Here is a 22,012-nt window from a genome sequence, read left to right as displayed (position 1 = left end):
GGACCGAACGGATAGGCCGTTTATCCTGTTCCCTTTTCAGGGCAGGGCTGCCCACCAAGCCCGCTACCCAAGCGCCCTTCCCGACGCTATGGTGCGGCCATGGTCGACCATCCCACGCCCCCGCCCTTCACCGCTGACACCACCGCAGCCGACGCCCTGACGGCGCAGGAGCGTGAGGCGCGATCCTTCGGATTCCGCGCCATCAACCCGGCGGAGAAGGCGCCGCTGGTGCAGGGCGTGTTCTCCAGCGTCGCCAGCCGCTACGACATCATGAACGACCTGATGTCGGTGGGCATCCACCGGCTGTGGAAGGCGGATTTCGTCGGCCTGGTGAACCCCCGCGCGGGCGAGACCATCCTGGACGTCGCCGGCGGCACCGGCGACATCGCCTTCCGCATGGCGGCCAAGGCGCCCAGCGCGAAGATCATGGTCTGCGACCTGACGGAGGCCATGGTGCGCGTGGGCCGCGACCGGGGCATCGACAAGGGCAGCCTGCCCGGCTGGGACAAGAGCGAGGAGAGCCGGGGCGGCCTTCACTGGACCGTGGGCAACGCCGAGTCGCTGCCCCTGGCCGACCGCTCGGTCGACGCCTATACCATCGCCTTCGGCCTGCGCAACGTCACCCACATCGACAAGGCCCTGGCCGAGGCGCGGCGCGTGCTGAAGCCGGGCGGGCGCTTCTACTGCCTAGAATTCAGCCAGGTGAACCTGCCCATCCTGCGGGAGCTGTACGACCGCTATTCCTTCGAGGTGCTGCCCCGCATCGGCCAAGTGGTGGCGGGCGACCGCGACAGCTATCAGTACCTGGTGGAAAGCATCCGCCGCTTCCCCGAGCGTGAGGCGCTGTGCCGCCGGCTGGAGGCCGTTGGCTTCAGCCAGGCCAAGGCCCGGCCGCTGACGGGTGGTGTGGCCGCCATCCATTCCGCCTGGCGCGTCTGACCATGCTCCGCATCCTGCGCAACCTGCGCCGCCTGTACATCATCGGGCGTACGCTGGGCCGGCATGGCGCCCTGTTCCCGGAGGAGTTCCGCGACGTGGCGCCGGGCGTGGCCCTGGTTCTGCGCCTGATGAACAACAACCGCGCGCCCGGCCGCAAGGGCCAGCGCCTGGCCGCCGCCATCCAGGAGCTGGGCCCCAGCTTCATCAAGCTGGGCCAGGCCCTGTCCACGCGGTCGGACTTGGTGGGCGACGCCGTGGCGGAAGACCTGGCCCTGCTGCGCGACCGGCTGCCGCCCTTCCCAACGCCCCAGGCCGTGGCCATCATCGAGGAACAGCTGGGCCGTCCCCTGGGCGAGATTTTCCAGAGCTTCGAGCCCGAGTCGGTGGCCGCCGCCAGCATCGCCCAGGTGCACTTCGCCGTGACGGCGGAGGGCAAGGAGGTGGCGGTGAAGGTGCTGCGCCCCGGCGTGGAGCTGGCCTTCCGTCGCGACATCGACCTTATGTTCTGGCTGGCCGGCCTGGCCGTGCGCATTCTGCCCCGGCTGAAGCGCCTGAAGCCGGTGGAGGTGGTGGAGACCTTCGCCGAGACCGTGCGCATGGAAATGGACCTGCGCCTGGAGGCCAGCGCCGCCTCGGAACTGGCGGACAACTTCAAGGGCGACGTCACCTTCAACATCCCCCGGGTGGATTGGGACCGCACCGGCCAGCGGGTGCTGACCATCGACCGCATCCATGGCATTCCCGTGGACCAGGTGGACGCCATCCGCGCCGCCGGCTTCGACCCCGACGACGTGCTGCGCCAGGCGGCCAATTCCTTCTTCAACCAGGTGTTCCGCGACGGCTTCTTCCATGCCGACCTGCACCCCGGGAACATGTTCGTCAACATGTCCGGCCACTTGGCGCCGGTGGATTTCGGCATCATGGGCCGGCTGGACCGGCAGACCCGGCTGTACCTGGCCGACATGCTGCTGGGCTTCCTGAACCGCGACTATCGCCTGGTGGCCGACGTGCATTTCGATGCCGGCTACGTCCCCGCCCACCAGTCGCGCGAGCTGTTCATGCAGGCCGCCCGCGCCATCGGTGAACAGGTGCACAACAAGCCGCTGCACGACATCTCCGTCGGCCGGCTGCTGGCCCAGCTGTTCGCCGTGACCGAGCAGTTCGAGATGGAGACCCAGCCCCAGCTGCTGCTGCTGCAGAAAAGCATGCTGACGGCGGAAGGCGTGGGCCGCGCCCTGAACCCCAAGCTGAACATGTGGGAAGTGGCCCGCCCCCTGATCGAGGAATGGATGCGGGAGAACCGAGGGCCGGAGGCGCGCCTGGCCGAGGCCGTGCGCAACATCAGCGCCACCGCGTCCAAACTGCCCCTGCTGCTGCGCCACGCCGACCGGCTGGCGGAGCACCTGGACAAAGGCGGCCTGCCCATCGACCCGCGCAGCATCGACGACCTAGCCACCCGCTTGGGGCGTGGCCGGGGCGGCTGGCAATGGGCCGCCATCATCGCGCTGACCGTGGCTGTTACGGTCCTGGCGCTGCGCTGAACCCAACCGGCATGAGGTTCTGCCTCATGCCGGTAGGACGCGACCGCGTCCGCCGGAGCCTTTGGGGAGTGTCAGCGGACTGAAAGGCGAGGAAGCCAAGCCCGCGGACGCGGGCGCCCGGCGATTGAGGGGCAATGCAGATAAGCCCTAACCAAAACTTGCGCGGCGCGGCCTTGGCCACAAGGCAGCCCTGCGAGTCGTCCGCTTGACGCGGGTACGAAACGAACAAGAGGATGGCGCCTCGCGTTCCATATGTTTCCCCCTTCGTCTTTGAGGAATTAGGTCATGGCCTTGCCCGTCGTTGCCATCGTCGGCGCCACCGGTGCCGTTGGCGTCGAGCTGCTTGAGTGCCTGGAGCAGCGTGATTTCCCCCTGTCCGAGCTGCGCCTGCTGGCGTCGGCCCGGTCGGCCGGCAAGACTATGACCTTCAAAGGCAAAGAGATCACCATCCAGGCCCTGGATGAGAACAGCTTCGAGGGCGTGAACATTGCTCTGTTCTCCGCCGGCGGTTCCATCTCCAAGGTCTACGGCCCCATCGCCGTCAAGGCCGGGGCCGTGGTTGTCGACAATTCCAGCGCCTTCCGCCAGGACCCGACCGTGCCCCTGGTGGTGCCGGAGGTGAACCCGGAGGCGGTGAAGCAGCACCAGGGCATCATTGCCAACCCCAACTGCTCCACCATCATCGCGCTGGTGCCGCTGTGGCCCCTGCATGTGAAGAACCGCATCACCCGCTTCATCGCCGCCACCTACCAGGCGGCCTCGGGCGCCGGCGCCGCCGCCATGGAAGAGCTGCGCGAGGGCACGCGCGCATATCTGGAGGGCCGGCCCTTCACCCCCACCGTGCTGCCGCACCCCTACGCCTTCAACCTCTTCAGCCACAACGCCAAGGTCGACCCGGCCAACGGCTACAATGAGGAAGAGATGAAGATGGTGAAGGAGACGTGGAAGATCTTCGGCGACGCCGACATCCGCATCTCCGCCACCTGCGTGCGGGTGCCCGTGCTGCGCGCCCATTCCGAGGCGTTGACCGTGGAGTTCGAGCGGCCCATCACCCCGGCCGAGGTCAAGGACATCCTGGCCACGGCGCCGGGCGTGCGCATCGTCGACGATGTGGAGAAGAACTACTTCCCCATGCCGGTGGACGCGTCGGGCCAGGGCGACATACTGGTGGGCCGCATCCGCCAGGACATCAGCGACCCCAGCGGCCGTTCCATCCAGCTGTTCGTCGCCGGCGATCAGCTGCTGAAGGGCGCCGCGCTGAACGCCGTGCAGATCGCCGAGCTGCTGTAAGGCCGATCCGCATCAGCCTGTGACGGGGCCGTCGGTGGGAACGCCGGCGGCCTCATCCTTTCGGAGTAAGTTCAGGCGGGCGGCGGCATGCCGGTCCCATCCTGATGGGAAAATCGGCCGCAGCCCGAATTTTACGGTCGCGGAAAAGCCTCAATTGGTCGCAATATCCTGGTTGTCCGGGGTCGTTCCCGGGCGAACCCCAACCAGGGACCTCGCATGCTTCCGCATGAGGCGACCGGAGCCCTTAATCCGGAACCCGGCATGGCCGCCGCCGTCATGGCAGCCACCCCCAGCACCCTTGATACCCCGCCGCCCCAGTCCCGTTCCTCCGCCGCCCCCGCCCACCAAATCCTGGACGCGGTCACGCGCTTCCGGAAGATGGGCTGCCGCAACGTCAGCCTGACCCTGACCCGGTCCACGGACACCATCCTGGATGTGCAGGCCATGCTGACCCTGGCAGGGCTGGCCAGCGACGTGCAGCCGGCCGGCGGTGGTTGCTCTCGCCTGGTGCTGCGCAGCTAGGGTTTACGGCCTTTTTCTATACGCCGACGCCGGCATTCGCCGGCTTGGAGCCCCCCTTTCCGGTCCGCCTTCGGCTCCCCGAAAAGGTCCGGCGGCTGCGGTCGCAGCCTACAGCCGCATGAGATTGGACTCATGCGGCTGATGAGGTATTCGAGCATAAGAAAGGGGCGCTCCCCAGCGGGAAGCGCCCCTTTCTTATTCGCGTGTGGGCGTGAAGTTCGGCCCAGGCCCTTCCGGGAGTCTCAGCCCAGGCCCTTCTGGCCCATGCTCAGGTACTTCTCGCGGCGGCGGGCGATCAGGGTGCCGCCGTCCTGGCCGCGCATGGAGTCCAGGCTGTCGTCGATGGCGTTGCCCAGCGCCAGGATGGTCTCCTCGCGTCGGCGGTGCGCGCCGCCGATGGGTTCCATGACGATGCGGTCGATGACGCCCAACTCCTTCAGGTCCTGGGCGGTCAGGCGCAGGGCCGCGGCCGCGTCGGCGGCGTTGGTGTTGCTGCGCCACAGGATGCCCGAGCAGCCTTCGGGCGAGATGACGGAATAGATCGAGTGCTCCAGCATCAGCACGCGGTCGGCCGTGGCGATGGCGATGGCGCCGCCCGAGCCGCCTTCACCGATGACGGCGGAAACGATGGGAACGCGGGCGCGCAGGCAGGTCTCGATGGACTTGGCGATGGCTTCCGCCTGGCCGCGCTCTTCCGCGCCCACGCCGGGATAGGCGCCGGCCGTGTCTACCAGGGTGATGACCGGCAGGTTGAAGCGGCTGGCCAGTTCCAGCAGGCGCTGGGACTTGCGGTAGCCTTCCGGCTTGGCCGAGCCGAAGTTGTGGCGGATGCGGCTGTCGGTGTCGTGGCCCTTTTCCTGGCCGATGACCACCACCGACCGGCCACGGAAGCGGCCCAGGCCGCCGACGATGGCGCGATCCTCGCCGAACACCCGGTCACCCGCCAGCGGCGTGAAATCGGTGATCAGGGCGTTGATGTAGTCCAGGCAGTGCGGCCGGTTGGGATGGCGCGCCACCTGGACCTTCTGGGCCGGCGTCAGCTTGGCGTAGGTCGAGCGCAGCAGCTTGTCGACCTTGTCCTCAAGCTTGCGGACTTCGTCGGCGATGTTGAGACCGCCGCCATCGGACAGGTGGCGGAGTTCATCGATCTTGCCTTCGAGTTCGGCGATCGGCTTTTCAAATTCAAGGAAATGCATGGGTTCGGCTTACAACTGCTTGTAAGAGGTGCTGCACCGAAGGGCGGGCCGCACAAAGGTCGAAGGCGGCTGATTACCATGAGCGCGGGCCAGGGGCCAGCGCTATCGAGACCCGCATCTTGCGCCTACCCCTTGCGTGGGCCGCGACCCCCAGGGTTTCCCTTGGCCAGAGGGTGGTGATCCTCCACCGTGCGGCGCAGCCGTTCGCCCACCACGTGGGTGTAGATTTGGGTGGTGCCGATGTCGGCGTGGCCCAGCATCTTCTGGACGGAGCGCAAGTCGGCGCCATGGTCCAGCAGGTGGGTGGCGAAGGCGTGGCGCAGCACGTGGGGGCTGACCTTGGCCGGGTCCAGGCCGGCGGCCAGGGCCAGGTCCTTCAGCAGCTGGCCGAAGCGCTGGCGGGTCAGCGTGCCGCCGGAACTGCGCGAGGGGAACAGCAGGCTGGCCTGCCTAGCCTCCCGCCCGGGGGAGAAGAAGGCGGCGCGATGCGGAAGGTAGGCGGCCAGCGCGTCCCGGGCCGGGGGGACAGGGGCACCATGCGTTCCTTCCCGCCCTTGCCCTTGACCACCAGCACCCGGCCGTCGCGGCTGAAGGCCGACAGTGGCAGGCCCACCAGTTCGGAAACGCGCAGGCCCGTGGCGTAGAGCAGTTCCAGCAGGGCCGCCAGGCGCAACCCCTCGGCCCCGCCCTGGGCCGCCGCCGTATCCAGCATGCGGCCGACGTCGTCCTCGGACAAAATCTTGGGCAGGGGGCGGCCCAGGCGCGGGCCGTCCAGCACGGCGGCCGGGTCGATGTCGCGCCGGCCTTCCGACACCAGGAACTTGTAGTACTGGCGCAGGGCCGACAGGCGGCGGGCCACCGTGCGTACCGCCGCCTGGGTGCCGTCGCGGCCCAGATGGTCCAGGTAGGCGCGCAGGTCGTCGGTGCCCGCCTGGTCCAGGGCGGGGCCCTTGCCGCCTTTTTGACCGGCGATGAAGCGGGCGGCGTCCACCAGGTCGCGGCGGTAGGCATCGCGGGTGTTGGCCGCCGCCCCCCGTTCCGCCACCAGCATGTCCAGGAAGGCGTCCACCCCCGGGGGCAATGCCAGGGTGGCGCCGCGCGGCCGCCCGGGGAAGCGCTTCTTCGGCGCCCCCCCGACGGTCTCACCCTTCGTGGCGCGCGGCGCCATGGCCGTCACGGCCCGGCCAGGACGGCCACCGCCTCCAGCGCCAGGCGCCGGGCGTCGTCCTTCAGGCCGACGGCGGTCAGGGCCGACAGGGCATGGGCCGCCACCGTGGGCGTGGTGGCGGCGGGACCGGTGTCCGCCAGTTCCGCCAGGGCCAGCACCGCGACCTCGCCCCGCCGGGGCACGGACACGGACTGGTCCAGGCGCAGCCAGGACGCGGCGTCGGGAATCACCCCCGGCGCCTCGACCACCGGCGCCGTGCGGGCCAGCAGCAGCGGATCCACCTTCTCCCCCGCCGCGGTCAGCAAGGCCAGGATGGAGGCGGCCCGCAGGCGGGACGGGGCGTCGGCGTCCGCCTTCACCGCGTCCAGCCACTGGGCCCAGTTGGCGCCGTCGCTGGGCAGCAGGCCGCCCAGCACGGCCAGCGGCACCAGGCGCAGGTAGGCCTGAAGCGGCTTGCCTTCCTTGGCGTCTTGCGCCGACTGGCGGGCCAGCTCGAACCACGGCTGGGCCAGGTCACGCCGGTTCTGCAGCAGCAACAGGCGGGTGGCGGCCGGGGCCAGATCCTTCAGCGCCGGCCCGGGGGCCAGCCCTTCCAGTTCCTGGGCCAGCAGGTCGCCCCAGGCGCCGGCCAGCAGGGCCGGGTCGCTGACGTCCACCGCCTTGGCCAGGATGGCGCCCTTCAGCGACGGGATCGTCTCCCCCGTCAGGGCCTGGTACAGGATGGCGCGCTGGTCGGCGCCCTGGCGCTTGTCCGCCACGCCCACGGCGTTCTTCAGGTCGTTCGGGCTGACCTTGGCCGCCTTGTAGAGGGGGGCCAGCGCCGCCGCCGGCAGGGTGCCGTAGCTGGCGGCGCGGTCGCCCGCCGCCAGCTTCAGCGCCGCCGCCGTGTCGGGCAGGTCGGCCACGGCGGCGGCGGCGGCCGGGTTCAGCGCCAGGATCTGCGCCGCCGGCACCTCCGCCGGCAGGCCCCGGTTCATGGCGCGAGCCAGCGCCACCGCCTCGGCCGACACGGCGGTGAAGCCCTTGAGGGCGCCCTTCTGCCCACCGGCCGCCACTTCGGCGAGGCGGGAGAAGCCGTCGTCCTTCACGCCCTGTTCCCGCATGATGTCCAGCGAGAACATGATGTTGTCGGTGGATCCGCCGCGCACCTGGCAGACGACGCCCAGCATCTGGATCTCGCCGTCGCTGAAGCGCTTCTGCAGGTCGGCCATCTGGTCGCAGGCGGCACCGTCGCCGGTCAGCAGCGACAGGCGGGCCCAGGCCTCCGCCCCGCCGGCGTCATCCAGCGCCGTGGGCAGGGTGGCCATGGCGTCGGCGTGCTTGCCATCGCCCAGCAGGGCCAGGCGTTCCAGCCGCAGGCCCAGGAAATTGCGCGCGTCCTTGCCCGCCTGCGGCGCGGTGCCGGAGGACATCAGCACCCGGCCCAGCAGGGCGCGCACGGCCGGAGAGGGGCTGGACTGGGGCAGCGACGCCAACGCCCTGTCGAGCAGGCCGCGCGGGCTGTCACCCCAGAGCCCCTGGCCCAGGCCGCCCTGGCCCGCGTCCAGCAGGCCGCCACCGTCCGGCGTGACCGCCGCCAGGGTCTTGACCTCGAAGGAGGAAGCGCGCGGCGGCGGTGGCGTGTAGGCGCCCAAGGGCGTGGGACCGGGCGCGGCCGTGTCGGGTCCGGCCGGTGGGGTTCCGGATGGTGTCGTCCCGGCCGGTGGCGCGACGGTGGGGGAGGTCGCCGGTCCCTGCGGCCATAGGGGCGTGGGACCGGAGGAGCTTTGCGCGAAGGCCACCGGCGCCGTCATCAGGCCGGTGACCAGCGCCAGGCTCCAAAGCACCTTACTGCGGGAAGCGGTCATTGGAGATCACCCGTTCGGTGGGCGCGGACGGCGCCGGGGAGGTGGTGGCGGCCACGACCAGGGCGGCGCCGGCACCGCCAAGGACAACCAGGGCGATCAGGATCAGGAGAAGCTTTTTCATCGTGGGATCGGCATCAATCGCTGATAGGGAAGGGCGAATTCAGAAAGAAAGTTGCGAGACCATGTCGGCTCAAGCAAGGCCGCAGTGCGCCAGCCCCCGGTGGAGTTAAGGGACAGGCGGGGTCGACTGTGTTATGCAGTCCCCCCGAACCGTTTCCCCCTGTGGTGGCGCCCACCAGACTGGCACGGGAAGACGGGGGCCGGACAGTCCGCCTGAAGCCGCAGGGCCAGGGTGGACGGCCGGGTCTAGGGATGAAGAACAACCCCCGGAACGGGGCACGGCTTTCAGGTCTCGGCTGGAATGGATGACACGGCAAACATGGTGTTAGCGCTCGGCACTGTAGCGTCCGCCCCCCCGGCGCGCAACGCCACCCCGACCCATCGGGTGCCCGCCCTCGCCCCGAGGGGGAACCGGTGATGCGCCCCATGCTGCGCCAGCGCCCGCCCCGCACCCTGGTCCTGGTCGGCCTGATGGGGGCCGGAAAGACCAGCATCGGCCGCCGCCTGGCCGCCCGCCTTGGCCTGCCCTTCGTCGATGCGGACCAGGAGATAGAGCGCGCCGCCGGCTGCAGCATCCCCGAATTCTTCGAGCGCTATGGTGAGCCCGCCTTCCGCGAGGGGGAGCGGCGGGTGATCGCCCGCCTGCTGGACCAGCCGCTGCAGGTGCTGTCCACCGGCGGCGGCGCCTTCATGGACGCCGACACCCGCGCCCTGGTGCGCCAGCGCGCCCATTCCATCTGGCTGCGGGCGGAGCTGGACCTGCTGGTGCAGCGCACGGCCCGGCGTGGCAACCGGCCCCTGCTGAAGGACAGCGACCCGCGCGAGACCCTGCGCAAGCTGATGGAACTGCGCCACCCCTACTACGCCCAGGCCGACATCACCGTGGACAGCGGCGACCGGCCGGCGGAGGACACGGTGGACCGGGTGGTGGAATCGCTGCAGGCCTACCTGGATAACGAGGCCGATACCCAAAACACGGAGACGCGGTCCCAGCCGGCCGCGGTGCAATCATGAACGAGACCGTTGCCGTCAGCTTGGGTGAGCGTTCCTACGACGTGGTGGTCGGTTCCGGCCTGATCGAGGGGGCGGGATCGCTGGTGGCGCCCATGGCGGGCAAGCGGCCCCTGATCATCCTCAGCGATGAGACGGTGGCGCCCCTGTACCTGGGCACCCTGGCCCGCTCGCTGGAAGCGGCCGGGGCCCGTGTGCTGGATCCCATCGTGGTGCCGGCGGGGGAGGCGACCAAGAGCTTCCACCATCTGGAGGCGGTGCTGGAAATCCTGCTGTCGCGCGGCATAGAGCGGGGCGCCATGCTGGTGGCCCTGGGTGGCGGCGTCATCGGCGACCTGGGCGGCTTCGCGGCCGCCATCGCCCTGCGCGGGCTGGACTTCATCCAGGTGCCTACCACGCTGCTGTCGCAGGTGGACAGCAGTGTGGGCGGCAAGACCGGCATCAACAGCCGCCAGGGCAAGAACCTCATCGGCGCCTTCCACCAGCCGCGGCTGGTGCTGGCCGACATCGGCGCGCTGGACAGCCTGCCCCGGCGCGAGGTGCTGGCGGGTTATGCCGAGGTGGTGAAGTACGGCCTGATCGACCGCCCCGGCTTCTTCACTTGGCTGGAGGAAAACGGCCCGGCCCTGGTGGCCGGCGACGCCGCCCTGCGCACGGCCGCCGTGAAGGAAAGCGTGGCCGCCAAGGCTGCCATCGTCGCCCAGGATGAACGCGAGGGCGGCCTGCGCGCCCTGCTGAACCTGGGCCATACCTTCGGCCACGCCCTGGAGGCGGAGGTGGGTTATGGCGGCGAGCTGCTGCACGGCGAGGCCGTGGGCATCGGCATGGTCATGGCCTTCGACCTGTCGGTGCGCCTGGGCCTGTGCCCGCCGGACGACCTGGCGCGCATGCGCCGCCACCTGGCGGCCGTGGGCCTGCCGACCGGCGCCGCGCACCTCAGCAAGGGCCGCTGGACCGTGGACGCCCTGATGGCCCACATGGCCAAGGACAAGAAAGTGAAGGACGGCGGCATCACCTTCATCCTGGCGCGCGGCATCGGCCAGGCCTTCACCGCCCGGGGCATCGACGCCGAGCCGGTGCGGGCCGTGGTGGCGGCGGCGCTGGCGGCGTGAGACGCGGGTACCCTGGCCGGGGAGCTCTCCGGCGGGGGAGTTTCTTGACCGGGGAGAGGGGGGGCGCCCATGATGGCCCCCGCGTCCGTGACCTTGCTTTAAAGTCCCCTTGCCCCATGCCCCTACCCCCCGCCGCTGAGCGCAAGCCGCTGCACACCCGCCGCGTCACGTGCCGGGGATACGAACGCGCCGATGGCCTTTGGGACATCGAAGGCCATATCACCGACGAGAAGCACTACGCTTTCGACAATGAGTGGCGCGGTACCATCCAACCCGGGCAATTCCTGCATGAGATGTGGGTGCGCCTGACGGTGGACGACACGCTGACCGTGCGGGCGGTGGAGGTGTCGACCGACAACTCCCCCTTCGCCCACTGCCCCGCCATCCTGCCCAATTTCCAGCGCCTGGTGGGCCTCAGCATCGCGTCCGGCTGGACCAACGCGGTCAAGCAGCGCCTGGGCCGGACGGAGGGGTGCACCCACCTGGTGGAACTGTTGGGCCCCGTGGCCACCACCGCCTTCCAGACCCTGGCCCCGGTGCTGAGCGCCCGGCGCAACGGCGGCGCCGGCGGGCCGCCGCCCGTGCTGAACACCTGCCACGTCATGGCCAGCGACGGCCCCGTGGTGAAGCGCTGGTTTCCGGAGCACTACGCCGGGCCGAGGGACGTAGAAAATTAGCGGCCATGTTACGGTTTCTCGATTTCTCTAACATGTTCTGTTGATGTGTTAGGGATGTCGCAATTCTTCGACATGAGCGGCCGACATGTTAAAACCAACGTACAATCTGCCGACGCTTCCACCTCCGGGAAATTTGGAAACAACTCAAGTATTCCGGGAGATGGCCCAAGCCCATCGGCACCTTGGTGAACTGAAGGGCCGTGCCACAAGCATGCCCAACCAGGGCATATTGATCGACACCCTGTCGCTTCAAGAAGCTAAAGCCAGTTCCGAGATAGAGAACATCGTCACCACTCAGGACGAATTATTCCAGGCTAGCTTCTTTCCGCCAGCTGCGTCGCCGGCAGCGAAAGAAGTCGCGCTATATCGAGACGCCTTGAAGCTTGGATTTGATCATCTTGGAAGAACAGGCCTGCTGACGAACAACACCATTATTTCGATGTTCCAATTACTGAAACGCACGACGGGGGAGTTTCGAGACACCCCTAGTGCTGCCTTGAAAAATGAAACAACAGGTGACCTTGTCTATGTGCCACCACAAGATAATAATACTATCGTGGCAGCCATGTCTGACTTGGAGAAATTTATTAATGACGATTCTCTATGTTCGCTTGATCCATTGATCAAGATGGCGGTGATCCACCACCAATTCGAGAGCATACACCCTTTTCCGGATGGAAATGGCCGGATCGGACGAATCATTAATGTATTATACTTGACCCAGCAGGGCCTTCTCGAAATTCCAATTCTTTATTTGAGTCGTTATATCACTGAGAATAAAGGAAAATATTACGCCCTACTGCAATCGACGCGAGACACCGGAGAATGGCAGCCGTGGCTGCTGTATATGATGCAGGCCGTTTCGGAATCATCGATCCACGCCCTAGCCTTGATCGATGGAATCAGGGAGCTTATGGCAAATTACAAAAACCGAATCCGCACTTGGCACGCAAAAATATATTCACAGGACCTATTAAATAACCTGTTCCGCCACCCATATACGCGGATTGATTTTGTTCAGAATGAACTTGGTATTTCTCGGCAAACAGCGGCCAAATACCTCGATCAACTTGCTGACGGCGGTCTACTGCTAAAGCGGCAACAAGGACGAAATAACTATTACGTTAACGTTCCACTGGTAAATTTATTCACGAACGGCACACAGCGCACTTCTTAAGCCACCTCTTCCGGCGTCAGCGTCTTGATCGACAGGGCGTGGACGCGCTCGGCCAGTTCGTCCTTCAGGATGTCGTAGACCAGGCGCTGGCGCGCCACGCGCGACTTGCCGGCGAAGGCGGCCGACACCACCGTCACCTCGAAATGGGTCTCGCCACCCGGGGCGGCGCCGCCGTGGCCGGCGTGGGCGGCCGACTGGTCGTCGACGATCAGCGTGACGGGCGCCAGCGCCTGGGTCAGCTTGGTGTGGATGCGGTCGGCGTAGCGCATGGGAAATGCCCGGAATGGATGGAAGGTCCTATCCCCCTCAGGTGCGACGCCGGGGCGGCACTGTCAATGGCCGGAAGGTGATTTCCGGCACCCGGGACAGCAGCCCAGCTTTGCCGCCGCAATGGTGGCGTGGGCGACCCGCCGCGCTTGTCACGGCCGGGGCCTGACCCCATACTTTCGCGATGCAGAAACAGCGCCCCGGATTCTCCTTCTCGTTCGACGATCCGCCGCAGGTCCAGGTCAGGGCCTGCGACCATCCCGGCTGCGCCGAGGTGGGGGAATACCGCGCGCCCAAGAATCGCAGCCAGCTGAACGACTATTACTGGTTCTGCCTGGACCACGTGCGGGCCTACAACAAGGCCTGGGACTATTACCAGGGCATGAGCACGGAAGAGATCGAGCGCGCCATGCGCTACGACACCACCTGGCAGCGCCCCACCTGGCCCATGGGCGACTGGCGCACCCGGGAACGAAATCTGCGCGACAGCATGAGCCGGGGCCATAGCTTCGGCGCCGACTGGGAAGCCGGCGCGTCGCATCGCCCGCCCCCGCCCGCCCCCCGCACGCCGGAGGATGAGGCGCTGGACGTGCTGGGCCTGAAGGCGCCCGTCGGGTTCGCCGAGATCAAACAGCGCTATCGCGAGCTGGCCAAGCAGAACCATCCCGACACCCACGGCGGTGACAAGGACGCGGAAGAGCGCCTGAAGCGCATCAACCAAGCCTACAACGTGCTGAAAGCCGCCTATGCCGACCACGGCTGAAGCCCGCCGCCGGCGCCCAAGCCGTTGAAACAATAACCAAGACCAATCGTTCTGTTCGATATCGCAGGAAAGCCGACCGTCCCATGTCCCAGGAACCGACACCGATGAACGCCGCCTCGCTGCCCGACATCAAGATCTCTGTCCGCCAGACCTTCGGGATCGACAGCGACATGCAGGTGCCGGCGTTCAGCTCCCCCACGGAACATGTGCCGGAGATCGACAGCACCTATCGTTTCGATCGCGAAACGACCATGGCCATCCTTGCCGGCTTCGCCTACAACCGCCGCGTCATGGTCCAGGGCTATCACGGGACGGGCAAGTCCACCCACATCGAGCAGGTGGCCGCGCGCCTGAACTGGCCCTGCCTGCGCGTCAACCTGGACAGCCACATCAGCCGCATCGACCTGATCGGCAAGGACGCCATCGTCCTGCGTGAGGGCGTGCAGGTGACGGAGTATCGCGAGGGCATCCTGCCCTGGGCCCTGCAGCATCCCTGCGCCATCGTGTTCGACGAGTACGACGCCGGCCGCCCGGACGTGATGTTCGTCATCCAGCGCGTGCTGGAGGTCGAGGGCAAGCTGACCCTGCTGGACCAGAACAAGGTCATCCGCCCCCACCCGGCCTTCCGCCTGTTCGCCACCGCCAACACCATCGGCCTGGGCGACACCACGGGCCTCTATCACGGCACCCAGCAGATCAACCAGGGCCAGATGGACCGGTGGAACATCGTCTCCACCCTGAACTACCTACCCCATGACGCCGAGGTGAAGATCGTCCTGGCCAAGGTGCCGACCTACGACACGGATGACCGTCGCGTGCTGGTCAACGCCATGGTGCGCCTGGCCGACCTGACCCGCGCCGGCTTCATCGCCGGCGACATCTCCACCGTCATGAGCCCGCGCACGGTCATCACCTGGGCGCAGAACGCCGACATCTTCGGCGACGTCGGCTTCGCCTTCCGCGTCACCTTCCTGAACAAGTGCGACGAGGTGGAGCGCGCGGCTGTGGCCGAGTACTACCAGCGCTGCTTCGGCACCGAACTGCCCGAGAGCGGCGTGCGCGCCACCCTCGCCTGACGCGGGGGAGACCGACGCCATGTCTTCCGACCGGGAATCGCCGCTGGAGGCGTTCAAGCGGGCCACCGGCGCCGCCGTCCGGGCCATCGCGGAACGCGGGGACCTGACGGTGGGCTTCTCCGCCGAGCCGCCGGGTTATTCCGGCACGCGGGTGCGGGTGCCCCTGCCCACGCGTGACCTGAACGTGCGCGACGTGGCGCCGGTGCGGGGTGCGGCCGACGCCGCCGCCCTGCGCCTGCGCCACCACGACGCCGCCGCCCACGCCCGCCTGCTGCCCACGGGCGACACCGCCCGCCTGGCCTTCGAGGCGCTGGAACAGGCGCGGTGCGAGGCCCTGGGCGCCAACGCCATGGCCGGCGTGGCCGACAATTTGACGGCGGCGCTGGAGGAACGGTTCCGCCGCCAGGGCCTGGACCGGGCCACGGCGCGGGACCAGGTGTCGCTGGCCGACGCCCTGCGCCTGATCGCGCGCGAGGCCCTGACCGGCGCCCCCGTCGCCCCGGCCACCCAGGCGGCGCTGGACCTGTGGCGCCCCTTCATCGAGGAAAAGGCGGGCGCCGACCTGGCGCAGCTGAAGGCCGCCATGGCCGACCAGCAGGCCTATGCCCGCGAGGCCCGCCGCATCCTGGCCGACCTGGATCTGGAAGTGGGCGGCGAGCCCGAAAAGTCGGAAGAGGAAGAGACCGCCGAGTCCGGCGACGCCCAGAGCCCCGAGGGCGCCGACAATGACGAGGCCGGCGGCGGCCAGTCCGATGATGCCGAACCGGAAGCGACCGGGGAGCAGCAGCAGGCCGGCGGCCAGACGGAGGAGACCGCCGGCGCCGCCGAAAGCGCCGAGGGCGAGCAGCAGGAGATGGAGGGGGCCGGGGCCGAGCAATCGGGCGAGCCTGGCGAGCCGTCCCGCCCCGATTTCGGCCGCAACAGCCTGGACAGCGGCAACTACCGCCCCTTCACCACCGAATTCGATGAGGTGGTGGGCGCCGCCGACCTGTGCGACGCGGATGAGCTGGCCCGCCTGCGCATGATGCTGGACCAGCAGCTGCAGCACTTGCAGGGCGTCATAGCCAAGCTGGCCAACCGGCTGCAGCGCCGCCTGATGGCCAAGCAGACCCGCGCCTGGGTGTTCGACCTGGAGGAAGGCATCCTGGACGCGGCCCGCCTGGCCCGCGTGGTGGCCAACCCGGTGCTGCCCCTGTCGTTCAAGCAGGAGAACGACACCAACTTCCGCGACACCGTCGTGACCCTGCTGATCGACAATTCCGGGTCCATGCGCGGGCGGCCCATCACCATCGCCGCCATGAGCGCCGACATCCTGGCGCGTACTCTGGAACGCTGCGGCGTGAAGGTGGAGATCCTGGGCTTCACCACCCGGGCGTGGAAGGGTGGGCAGAGTCGCGAGCGTTGGCTGGCCGGCGGCAAGCCCGCCGCCCCCGGCCGCCTGAACGACCTGCGCCACATCGTCTACAAGGAGGCCGACGCCCCCTGGCGCCGGGCCCGGCGCAACCTGGGCCTGATGCTGCGCGAAGGCATCCTGAAGGAGAACATCGACGGTGAGGCCCTGCTGTGGGCGCACACCCGGTTGATCGCCCGGCCGGAGCAACGGCGCATCCTGATGGTCATTTCCGACGGCGCGCCGGTGGACGACAGCACCCTGTCGGTCAACAGCGGCAGCTACCTGGAAAAGCACCTGCGCAGCGTCATCGAGTACATTGAGACCCGCAGCCCGGTGGAACTGATCGCCATCGGCATCGGCCACGACGTCACGCGCTATTACCGGCGTGCCGTCACCATCGTGGATGTGGAGCAGTTGGGCGGCACGGTCATGGAGAAGCTGGCCGAGCTGTTCGACGAGGACGACCGCCGCCAGGGGGGCGCCCGGCGCCCGGCGCGGGGCGGACGTCGTTAACGCTCAACCCACATAAGAAAGGGGCCGCCAGGCGGACGCCGGGCGGCCCTGATCTCTTCTGCGGGGCGGCTTACTTGCCGGCCGGCTTGGTCGCCGGCGCCGGGGTGGCGGGGGCCGGCGCGCCACCGGTGCGCGCCTTGTACACATGCAGCTGCTCGTTAAAGCGGGCCGCCAGGATCTGCATGTTGCTGACCACAGCGTCCTGCACGCCGGTCAGCTGCAGGAACTTCGCCACCGTCACCTTGTCCGGATGCTGGGCCACCAGTTGATCTACGCAGGAGATGAAGCCCTGGCCGCTGTTGACGTAGGACTGCATCTCTTCATGCGCCTTGCGCATGTCGGCCTCGGGCGCCGTCTTGCCGTCGGGAATGGTGGGAACCTTCTTGGGGAAGGGACAGGTCCAGCCGTCGTCGTCATCCGCCTTGGCGCCGGCGGCGGGGGCCGCGGCGGCGGGCGCGGTGGGCTTCGCAGCGGACGGCATGATGGGCGCGGAACCGGCCGCGGGTGCCGCCGGCTTCGCCGCCTGGGCCCAGGCAGGCGCGGAACCGGCGACCGCAAGGGTTGTCGCCGAGGCGAGGACGGACAGGATCAACAGGGACCGGCGGACGGCGACACGCAGGCTCACGGGCAAGGTTCCTCAAGACGAAGGGCGAATGGCGCCAGCATAATGGCGGCAGCATAGTGGACCGGCGCACTAAGGCATAGCCGACATGCATTGGCAAGACGGGGCGGCAACCGGCCGCAACGCCGTTGCCGCTGCCCCGGCGGATCGTGCTAAACCGGTGATGACGGGTGCGCCTGCGCACCCCCAGGCGAACGGTGCGGTTGCGAGCGATGATCGGCGTTTTCGATTCAGGCCACGGTGGATTGACGGTGTTGCGCGCCCTGGCCGATCAGATGCCCGACCGCCGCTTCGTCTATCTGGGCGACCATGCCAACGCCCCCTACGGCAACCGCACGCCGGAGGAAATCTACCGCTACACCGTGGCCGGGGTGGAGCGCCTGTTCGGCCTGGGCTGCCCCCTGGTCATCCTGGCCTGCAACACCGCCTCGGCCCAGGCCCTGCGCCGCCTGCAGCAGACCTGGCTGCCCACCGCCTATCCCGACCGCCGGGTGCTGGGCGTGCTGGTGCCGATGGTGGAGGCCATCACCGGCGTGCCGTGGATGGCGGACGTGGCCGCCGGGTCGCGCGCGGGTGAGCCGCGCACCGTCGCCATCTTCGCCACTCAGCATACGGTCAGCAGCGGGGCCTACCCCACCGAGATCGCCAAGCGCGCGCCGGAGGTGCGGGTGGTGCAGCAAGCCTGCCCCGACCTGGTGCGCCTGATCGAGGCCGACGCCCCGGTCGAGACCATACGCGCCGCCATCGAGGACTATGTCGGCCAGCTGATGGCCCAGTTGGAGGGCGTGCCGCCCGACGCCGTGGTCCTGGGATGCACCCACTATCCCCTGGTGGCCGACCTGTTCGCCCAGGCCCTGCCACTCGGCGTGGAGATCCTGGACCAGCCCAACCTGACGGTCAGCAGCCTGCGCGCCTATCTGGAACGGCACCCGGAATTCGACCTGCCCAGCCGGGCGAAAGAGCAGGGTGGGGTGGAAGCGTTCCACACCACCGGCGCGGCGGAGCCCATCACTCGCCTGGCCACCCGCTTCTTCCGCGGCGAGGCGCGCTTCCACAGCGTGGGGCCGGATCCCATCCCGGCGAGCCTGAAAGGCTAACGCGGGAATTCCAGCTTTATGACGGGAAATTCACACCAGACCTGGACGGCCTGGGGACGAATGAACAGATGCCAGCTGGACAGCCGCTTGGGCCTTTTGGCGCCGAAGCCCCGAGGCGTCAGCAGGGCCACGTTGGCGCCGGCCAAGGGGTCGCGCACCGACTGATAGCGGATCAGCTGAGCCCCCGCTTGACGGGTGGCATCGGCCAGATCCTGGCAGGCGGCATAGTTGGCCTTGTCTGTCCACAAGGCTTGGTCACGGTCCAGCGGTGGCGCCGTCAAATCGATCGCACGCTCCACGGCGCAAGGAACCTCGATGCCTGTGCGCTCCATGGGCCGGGCGGGAAGCTGGGTGCCGGGCGATTCCAGGAAGAACAGCAGGGCGTAGTGCGCCGCCTCGGCCGCCGCGGTTTCCGGCCGCTCCGCCGCGTAATAGACGCCCTCGGCCTGGTGCATGCGGCGGAAGCGCGAGCCGTGGGGATAGGGGCTGTAGCGGAATGGCGTGGCCAGCAGGAAGTGCAACCCATCGCACTCCGGTGGCATGGGCGGCTTGGTTTCCTCCAGCATGTCTTCCAGCAGGACCTGGTCGGCCAGCGTGCCCACCAGCCGGATGGTGGAAGCCCGCGCCTGATTTTCCACCAGCCGCCAGAGGTCGTGCTTGTAGGACCGGGCCTCAGACGCGAGCGCGGCGGGCGTCCACATAACTCACCAATGAGGCCAGGCCGGCGACGGTTTGGGCGAGATCGATGGGACGGCCGCGCAGCACCAGATTCTCCGCCCGCATCCACGAGCGGGAACTGGCATCGTCACCGCCGGTGATGGCGTCCAAGCCGCGAAACATCCGGATGAACAGCAGGGCCAGTTCGAAGGCCTTGTCCTTGCGGGTCAGCCTGAAGGCGCCCTTGCGCAGGCGGCTGAGTGAGGGCGGCGACACGCCGATGATACGGGCCAGCGCGGCATCGGACACGTCCAGGATGTCCGCCGCGCGGCACAGCGCCTGCGCCAGTACCGCGCCCTCACGCTCCTCGGACCGTTCCAGTTCCTCACGCGGCTGGACCATCAGCATCTCCATGGAAAGATTTTCAGATCAATCTTTCTATGGAAATTTAAGGCCGTCAGGGCGCCGGGTCAATGAGTTCCACTCATAAACTCTCGAAATCCAGCCCGATGTCGAAGTTGGTGACGGAGTGGGTGAGCCAGCCCAGGGAGATCAGGGTCACGCCCGTTTCCGCCACCGCCCGCACCGTCTCCGGCGCGATGCCGCCCGAGGCCTCGGTGATCAGGCGGCCGGCCACCATGTCCACGGCCTGGCGCAGGGTGGCGGGGCTCATGTTGTCCAGCAGCACGGCGTCCACCGGCAGGGATAGCAGTTCCTCCAGCTGGGCCAGGGTGTCGACCTCCACCTCGATCTTCACCATGTGTCCGACATGGGCGCGGGCGCGCTCCACGGCGGCGCGGATGCCGCCGCCGGCCACCAGATGGTTGTCCTTGATCAGGACGGCGTCATCCAGGCCGAAGCGGTGGTTGCTGCCCCCGCCCACGCGCACGGCGTACTTCTCCAGCGCGCGCAGGCCGGGCGTGGTCTTGCGGGTGCAGACGATGTGGGCGCCCGTGCCCTCGATGGCCCGCACCAACTCCGCCGTCTTGGAGGCGATGCCGCACAGACGGCCCAGCAGGTTCAGCGCCGTGCGCTCGCCCGACAGGATGGGACGGGCCGCCCCCTCCACCACCGCCACCGCCTGGCCCGGCGCCACGCGGGCGCCATCGGCCACCAGGGGGCGCACCGACAGGCCGGGGTCCAGCAGGGAGAAGGCGGACAGCGCCGGGGCCAAGCCGGCGATGACGCCGGCGTGGCGGGCCTGGAACAGGGCGCGGGCCTGGGCCTCCACCGGGATGCAGGCGTCGGCCGTGATGTCACCCGCCCGGCCCAGATCCTCCAGCAACGCGGCGCGGACCAGGCCTTCGTACATCACGGGATACAGCGGGGCAGGCGTGCTCATGAACGGGTTTCCCGGGTGGTGGCAGGCTCGACCCCGGCCACGCGGCCCAGGTCGGCATAAGTGAGTATCTGGTGATGGCGCCAGCTGTCGCGCGTTTCGGGATGGTCGGCGCGGGTGTGGGCGCCCCGGCTCTCCTCGCGCCGCTTGGCCGCCTCCACCACCAAGCGGGACAGCACCAGGCGGTTGCGCAGCTCCAGGCCGGCACGGATGCCGGCATAGTCGTCGGCCGGCGCCAGGCGCTCGGCCGCCAGGGTCAGGCCCTGCAGGCGCAAGGCGGCCTCGGCCAGGCCCGCACCGTCGCGCACCAGGCCTACCTTTTCCGCCATCAGCAGCTGGGCCTCGGCGGTGAGGTCGGCGGTGGCGGCGCCACCGGGCACCACGGGGGCGTGGGGCACGGCCACCGGCTGGGGTGCCGCCGGCTCGGCCATCAGCGCCGCCGCCACGCGGCCGGCGAACACCACCGCCTCCAGCAGCGAGTTGCTGGCTAGGCGGTTGGCGCCGTGGACATGGGTGCAGGCGACCTCACCCGCCGCCCACAGGCCAGGGATGGAGGTGCGGCCGTCGGCATCCGTCAGCACGCCGCCCATGTGGTAGTGCGCGGCGGGCGCCACAGGCACCGGGGCGGCGGCGGGGTCCAGGCCGGCCTCGGCGCAGATGCCGGCCACGGTGGGGAATTTCCGGGCGCCGCCGGCGGCCCAGATCGGGCGCAGGTCCAGGAACACCTTTTCCCCCGCGCCACACGGCGGCCGATGGCGCGGGCCACCACGTCGCGGGGCGCCAGCTCGGCATCGGGATGCTCGTCCGCCATGAAGGCGTGGCCGGTGGCGTCCAGGACCTTGGCGCCGGCGCCGCGCAGCGCCTCGGTCAGCAGGGGCCGGCGGCCCGGCGGGCCGGCGACGGCCAGGGCGGTGGGATGGAACTGCACGAATTCCAGGTCGGCCAGGTGGGCGCCGGCGCGGGCGGCCAGGGCCATGCCGTCGCCGGTGGCCTCCGGCGGGTTGGTGGTCACGGCCCACAGCTGGCCGGTGCCGCCGGTGGCCAGCACCACGTGCGGGGCGACATGCAGCACCCACCCACCCCTTGGGCCGACACCGTCCTCATAGGCCAGGACGCCTTGCGCCCGGCGGCTGCGCCCCGTCTCGCGCACCACCAGGTCGGCGGCGGCGGCGCGGGTGTGGATGGTGATGCCGGGGGTGGCGCGCACGCGGGCGGCCAGGAAGGTCACCAGGGTGCGGCCGGTGGCGTCACCGCCGGCATGCAGGATGCGATGGCGTCCGTGCGCCGCCTCGCGCCCCAGCAGGGGCTTGCCATCCGCCCCCCGGTCGGCGGGCAGGCCGGCCTCCAGCAGGGCCGACATCTCGACAATGCCGGCCTCGGCCAGCAGGCGGGCCATGCCGGGGTCGGTCAGTCCCGCCCCGGCGGCCACCGTGTCGGCGGCATGGTCGGCGGCGCTGTCGCCGGCGCCCAGCGCCACGGCGACCCCGCCCTGGGCCCACAGGCTGGACCCGCCGGGCAGATCGTCCGTCTTGGTCAGCAGCCGCACCCGCCGCCCGGCCCGGGCCAGGGCCAGCGAGGCCGCCATGCCGGCGGTGCCGGATCCGACCACCACCACGTCGCTGTGGACAACCTGCACAGGCGATATCGGATAAGACGCGCCATCCATGGCATCAGGCTCCGTCACC

At 69.1% G+C, this 22,012-nt stretch carries 20 protein-coding genes and 2 pseudogenes; 12 read left to right on the top strand and 10 right to left on the bottom strand.

The genetic code is table 11. From position 1 onward, the window contains the following. Positions 1 to 99: 99 nt before the first annotated feature. The 4 genes from UAJ10_RS10665 (at position 100) to UAJ10_RS10650 (ending at position 4,292) form a co-directional block, all read left to right on the top strand. Positions 100 to 939 carry a class I SAM-dependent methyltransferase gene (locus UAJ10_RS10665; protein ID WP_322915346.1) on the top strand — a complete coding sequence of 280 codons (840 nt, stop codon included), beginning with the start codon at positions 100 to 102 and terminating at the stop codon, positions 937 to 939. Positions 940 to 941: 2 nt separating this feature from the next. Beyond that, a complete protein-coding gene (gene ubiB / locus UAJ10_RS10660) occupies positions 942 to 2,480 on the top strand; it encodes a 2-polyprenylphenol 6-hydroxylase (protein ID WP_322915345.1) in 1,539 nt (512 codons plus the stop codon). A gap of 285 nt (positions 2,481 to 2,765) precedes the next feature. Continuing rightward, complete coding sequence (locus UAJ10_RS10655) at positions 2,766 to 3,770, top strand: aspartate-semialdehyde dehydrogenase (protein ID WP_322915344.1); 1,005 nt, start codon at positions 2,766 to 2,768, stop codon at positions 3,768 to 3,770. Positions 3,771 to 4,031: 261 nt separating this feature from the next. Beyond that, positions 4,032 to 4,292, top strand: coding sequence for a hypothetical protein (locus tag UAJ10_RS10650; RefSeq protein ID WP_322915343.1), 261 nt, complete (start codon positions 4,032 to 4,034; stop codon positions 4,290 to 4,292). A gap of 242 nt (positions 4,293 to 4,534) precedes the next feature. Here the strand turns inward: UAJ10_RS10650 and UAJ10_RS10645 are convergent, their stop codons facing one another. From UAJ10_RS10645 to UAJ10_RS10630, 4 genes and pseudogenes are all read right to left on the bottom strand, one after another. Beyond that, positions 4,535 to 5,488, bottom strand: a complete 954-nt coding sequence (locus UAJ10_RS10645) for an acetyl-CoA carboxylase carboxyltransferase subunit alpha (RefSeq protein ID WP_322915342.1) — start codon at positions 5,486 to 5,488, stop codon at positions 4,535 to 4,537. 125 nt (positions 5,489 to 5,613) lie between these two features. Further along, positions 5,614 to 6,656: pseudogene (locus UAJ10_RS10640) on the bottom strand (site-specific tyrosine recombinase XerD). A 5-nt stretch (positions 6,657 to 6,661) separates the two neighbouring features. Next, positions 6,662 to 8,503: a hypothetical protein gene (locus UAJ10_RS10635; protein ID WP_322915341.1), complete on the bottom strand. Its 1,842-nt coding sequence runs from the start codon at positions 8,501 to 8,503 to the stop codon at positions 6,662 to 6,664. Next, the gene (locus UAJ10_RS10630) at positions 8,484 to 8,624 is read right to left on the bottom strand and encodes a hypothetical protein (protein ID WP_157999514.1); all 141 of its coding nucleotides are present in this window, start codon (positions 8,622 to 8,624) and stop codon (positions 8,484 to 8,486) included. The genes UAJ10_RS10635 and UAJ10_RS10630 overlap by 20 nt, the downstream gene beginning before the upstream one ends. Before the next feature lie 416 nt (positions 8,625 to 9,040). Here UAJ10_RS10630 and UAJ10_RS10625 point away from each other — a divergent pair, with 416 nt between their 5' ends. The 4 genes from UAJ10_RS10625 (at position 9,041) to UAJ10_RS10610 (ending at position 12,600) form a co-directional block, all read left to right on the top strand. Continuing rightward, positions 9,041 to 9,637, top strand: a complete 597-nt coding sequence (locus tag UAJ10_RS10625) for a shikimate kinase (RefSeq protein WP_322915340.1) — start codon at positions 9,041 to 9,043, stop codon at positions 9,635 to 9,637. After that, positions 9,634 to 10,746, top strand: coding sequence for a 3-dehydroquinate synthase (aroB, locus tag UAJ10_RS10620; RefSeq protein WP_322915339.1), 1,113 nt, complete (start codon positions 9,634 to 9,636; stop codon positions 10,744 to 10,746). The genes UAJ10_RS10625 and aroB overlap by 4 nt, the downstream gene beginning before the upstream one ends. 116 nt (positions 10,747 to 10,862) lie before the next feature. Beyond that, positions 10,863 to 11,423, top strand: coding sequence for a DUF2889 domain-containing protein (locus tag UAJ10_RS10615; protein ID WP_322915338.1), 561 nt, complete (start codon positions 10,863 to 10,865; stop codon positions 11,421 to 11,423). A gap of 85 nt (positions 11,424 to 11,508) precedes the next feature. Then, positions 11,509 to 12,600, top strand: a complete 1,092-nt coding sequence (locus tag UAJ10_RS10610) for a Fic family protein (protein WP_322915337.1) — start codon at positions 11,509 to 11,511, stop codon at positions 12,598 to 12,600. On the opposite strand, the gene UAJ10_RS10605 is transcribed toward UAJ10_RS10610, so the two are convergent. Continuing rightward, complete coding sequence (locus UAJ10_RS10605; protein ID WP_322915336.1) at positions 12,597 to 12,869, bottom strand: BolA family protein; 273 nt, start codon at positions 12,867 to 12,869, stop codon at positions 12,597 to 12,599. The genes UAJ10_RS10610 and UAJ10_RS10605 overlap by 4 nt on opposite strands. Before the next feature lie 182 nt (positions 12,870 to 13,051). Between UAJ10_RS10605 and UAJ10_RS10600 the strand changes: the two genes are divergently transcribed. The 3 genes from UAJ10_RS10600 (at position 13,052) to cobT (ending at position 16,612) form a co-directional block, all read left to right on the top strand. Continuing rightward, entirely contained in the window at positions 13,052 to 13,630 is a 579-nt protein-coding gene (locus UAJ10_RS10600) for a J domain-containing protein (RefSeq protein WP_322915335.1), read from the top strand. Between the two features lie 83 nt (positions 13,631 to 13,713). Further along, positions 13,714 to 14,706: a cobaltochelatase subunit CobS gene (gene cobS, locus UAJ10_RS10595; protein ID WP_050898122.1), complete on the top strand. Its 993-nt coding sequence runs from the start codon at positions 13,714 to 13,716 to the stop codon at positions 14,704 to 14,706. 19 nt (positions 14,707 to 14,725) lie between these two features. Further along, a complete protein-coding gene (gene cobT, locus UAJ10_RS10590; protein WP_322915334.1) occupies positions 14,726 to 16,612 on the top strand; it encodes a cobaltochelatase subunit CobT in 1,887 nt (628 codons plus the stop codon). A gap of 70 nt (positions 16,613 to 16,682) precedes the next feature. Here cobT and UAJ10_RS10585 read toward each other — a convergent pair whose 3' ends face one another. Beyond that, positions 16,683 to 17,237, bottom strand: a complete 555-nt coding sequence (locus UAJ10_RS10585) for a hypothetical protein (RefSeq protein ID WP_322915333.1) — start codon at positions 17,235 to 17,237, stop codon at positions 16,683 to 16,685. Positions 17,238 to 17,446: 209 nt separating this feature from the next. Between UAJ10_RS10585 and murI the strand changes: the two genes are divergently transcribed. Beyond that, the gene (gene murI, locus UAJ10_RS10580; RefSeq protein ID WP_322915332.1) at positions 17,447 to 18,331 is read left to right on the top strand and encodes a glutamate racemase; all 885 of its coding nucleotides are present in this window, start codon (positions 17,447 to 17,449) and stop codon (positions 18,329 to 18,331) included. On the opposite strand, the gene UAJ10_RS10575 is transcribed toward murI, so the two are convergent. The 4 genes and pseudogenes from UAJ10_RS10575 to UAJ10_RS10555 form a co-directional block, all read right to left on the bottom strand. Continuing rightward, positions 18,328 to 19,032 (bottom strand): RES family NAD+ phosphorylase, encoded by a 705-nt coding sequence (locus UAJ10_RS10575; protein ID WP_322915331.1) that lies wholly within the window; start codon positions 19,030 to 19,032, stop codon positions 18,328 to 18,330. The genes murI and UAJ10_RS10575 overlap by 4 nt on opposite strands. Continuing rightward, the gene (locus UAJ10_RS10570) at positions 19,004 to 19,390 is read right to left on the bottom strand and encodes an MbcA/ParS/Xre antitoxin family protein (protein WP_322915330.1); all 387 of its coding nucleotides are present in this window, start codon (positions 19,388 to 19,390) and stop codon (positions 19,004 to 19,006) included. Before UAJ10_RS10570 ends, UAJ10_RS10575 begins: the two co-directional genes overlap by 29 nt. A gap of 82 nt (positions 19,391 to 19,472) precedes the next feature. Further along, complete coding sequence (gene nadC / locus UAJ10_RS10565) at positions 19,473 to 20,330, bottom strand: carboxylating nicotinate-nucleotide diphosphorylase (RefSeq protein WP_322915329.1); 858 nt, start codon at positions 20,328 to 20,330, stop codon at positions 19,473 to 19,475. Further along, positions 20,327 to 21,900, bottom strand: a pseudogene (locus UAJ10_RS10555) (L-aspartate oxidase). Before UAJ10_RS10555 ends, nadC begins: the two are co-directional and overlap by 4 nt. Positions 21,901 to 22,012 lie beyond the last annotated feature (112 nt).

The sequence above is a fragment of the Nitrospirillum guaranorum genome, assembly GCF_034653275.1.
In the GTDB taxonomy this organism is placed as follows: Bacteria; Pseudomonadota; Alphaproteobacteria; order Azospirillales; family Azospirillaceae; genus Nitrospirillum.
Note: the sequence above shows the minus strand (reverse complement) of the source record. Positions and strands in the feature narration are given on the sequence as shown.

Excerpts from the sequence above, each read along its gene's own strand:
- nadC (WP_322915329.1), bottom strand. The coding sequence starts at position 20,330 with ATGAGCACGCCTGCCCCGCTGTATCCCGTGATGTACGAAGGCCTGGTC.
- UAJ10_RS10655 (WP_322915344.1), top strand. The coding sequence starts at position 2,766 with ATGGCCTTGCCCGTCGTTGCCATCGTCGGCGCCACCGGTGCCGTTGGC.
- UAJ10_RS10575 (WP_322915331.1), bottom strand. The coding sequence starts at position 19,032 with ATGTGGACGCCCGCCGCGCTCGCGTCTGAGGCCCGGTCCTACAAGCAC.
- UAJ10_RS10650 (WP_322915343.1), top strand. The coding sequence starts at position 4,032 with ATGGCCGCCGCCGTCATGGCAGCCACCCCCAGCACCCTTGATACCCCG.
- UAJ10_RS10665 (WP_322915346.1), top strand. The coding sequence starts at position 100 with ATGGTCGACCATCCCACGCCCCCGCCCTTCACCGCTGACACCACCGCA.
- UAJ10_RS10645 (WP_322915342.1), bottom strand. The coding sequence starts at position 5,488 with ATGCATTTCCTTGAATTTGAAAAGCCGATCGCCGAACTCGAAGGCAAG.
- UAJ10_RS10610 (WP_322915337.1), top strand. The coding sequence starts at position 11,509 with ATGTTAAAACCAACGTACAATCTGCCGACGCTTCCACCTCCGGGAAAT.
- UAJ10_RS10570 (WP_322915330.1), bottom strand. The coding sequence starts at position 19,390 with ATGGTCCAGCCGCGTGAGGAACTGGAACGGTCCGAGGAGCGTGAGGGC.
- UAJ10_RS10600 (WP_322915335.1), top strand. The coding sequence starts at position 13,052 with ATGCAGAAACAGCGCCCCGGATTCTCCTTCTCGTTCGACGATCCGCCG.
- UAJ10_RS10635 (WP_322915341.1), bottom strand. The coding sequence starts at position 8,503 with ATGACCGCTTCCCGCAGTAAGGTGCTTTGGAGCCTGGCGCTGGTCACC.
- UAJ10_RS10605 (WP_322915336.1), bottom strand. The coding sequence starts at position 12,869 with ATGCGCTACGCCGACCGCATCCACACCAAGCTGACCCAGGCGCTGGCG.
- UAJ10_RS10615 (WP_322915338.1), top strand. The coding sequence starts at position 10,863 with ATGCCCCTACCCCCCGCCGCTGAGCGCAAGCCGCTGCACACCCGCCGC.
- UAJ10_RS10630 (WP_157999514.1), bottom strand. The coding sequence starts at position 8,624 with ATGAAAAAGCTTCTCCTGATCCTGATCGCCCTGGTTGTCCTTGGCGGT.
- cobT (WP_322915334.1), top strand. The coding sequence starts at position 14,726 with ATGTCTTCCGACCGGGAATCGCCGCTGGAGGCGTTCAAGCGGGCCACC.
- ubiB (WP_322915345.1), top strand. The coding sequence starts at position 942 with ATGCTCCGCATCCTGCGCAACCTGCGCCGCCTGTACATCATCGGGCGT.
- murI (WP_322915332.1), top strand. The coding sequence starts at position 17,447 with ATGATCGGCGTTTTCGATTCAGGCCACGGTGGATTGACGGTGTTGCGC.
- cobS (WP_050898122.1), top strand. The coding sequence starts at position 13,714 with ATGTCCCAGGAACCGACACCGATGAACGCCGCCTCGCTGCCCGACATC.
- aroB (WP_322915339.1), top strand. The coding sequence starts at position 9,634 with ATGAACGAGACCGTTGCCGTCAGCTTGGGTGAGCGTTCCTACGACGTG.
- UAJ10_RS10625 (WP_322915340.1), top strand. The coding sequence starts at position 9,041 with ATGCGCCCCATGCTGCGCCAGCGCCCGCCCCGCACCCTGGTCCTGGTC.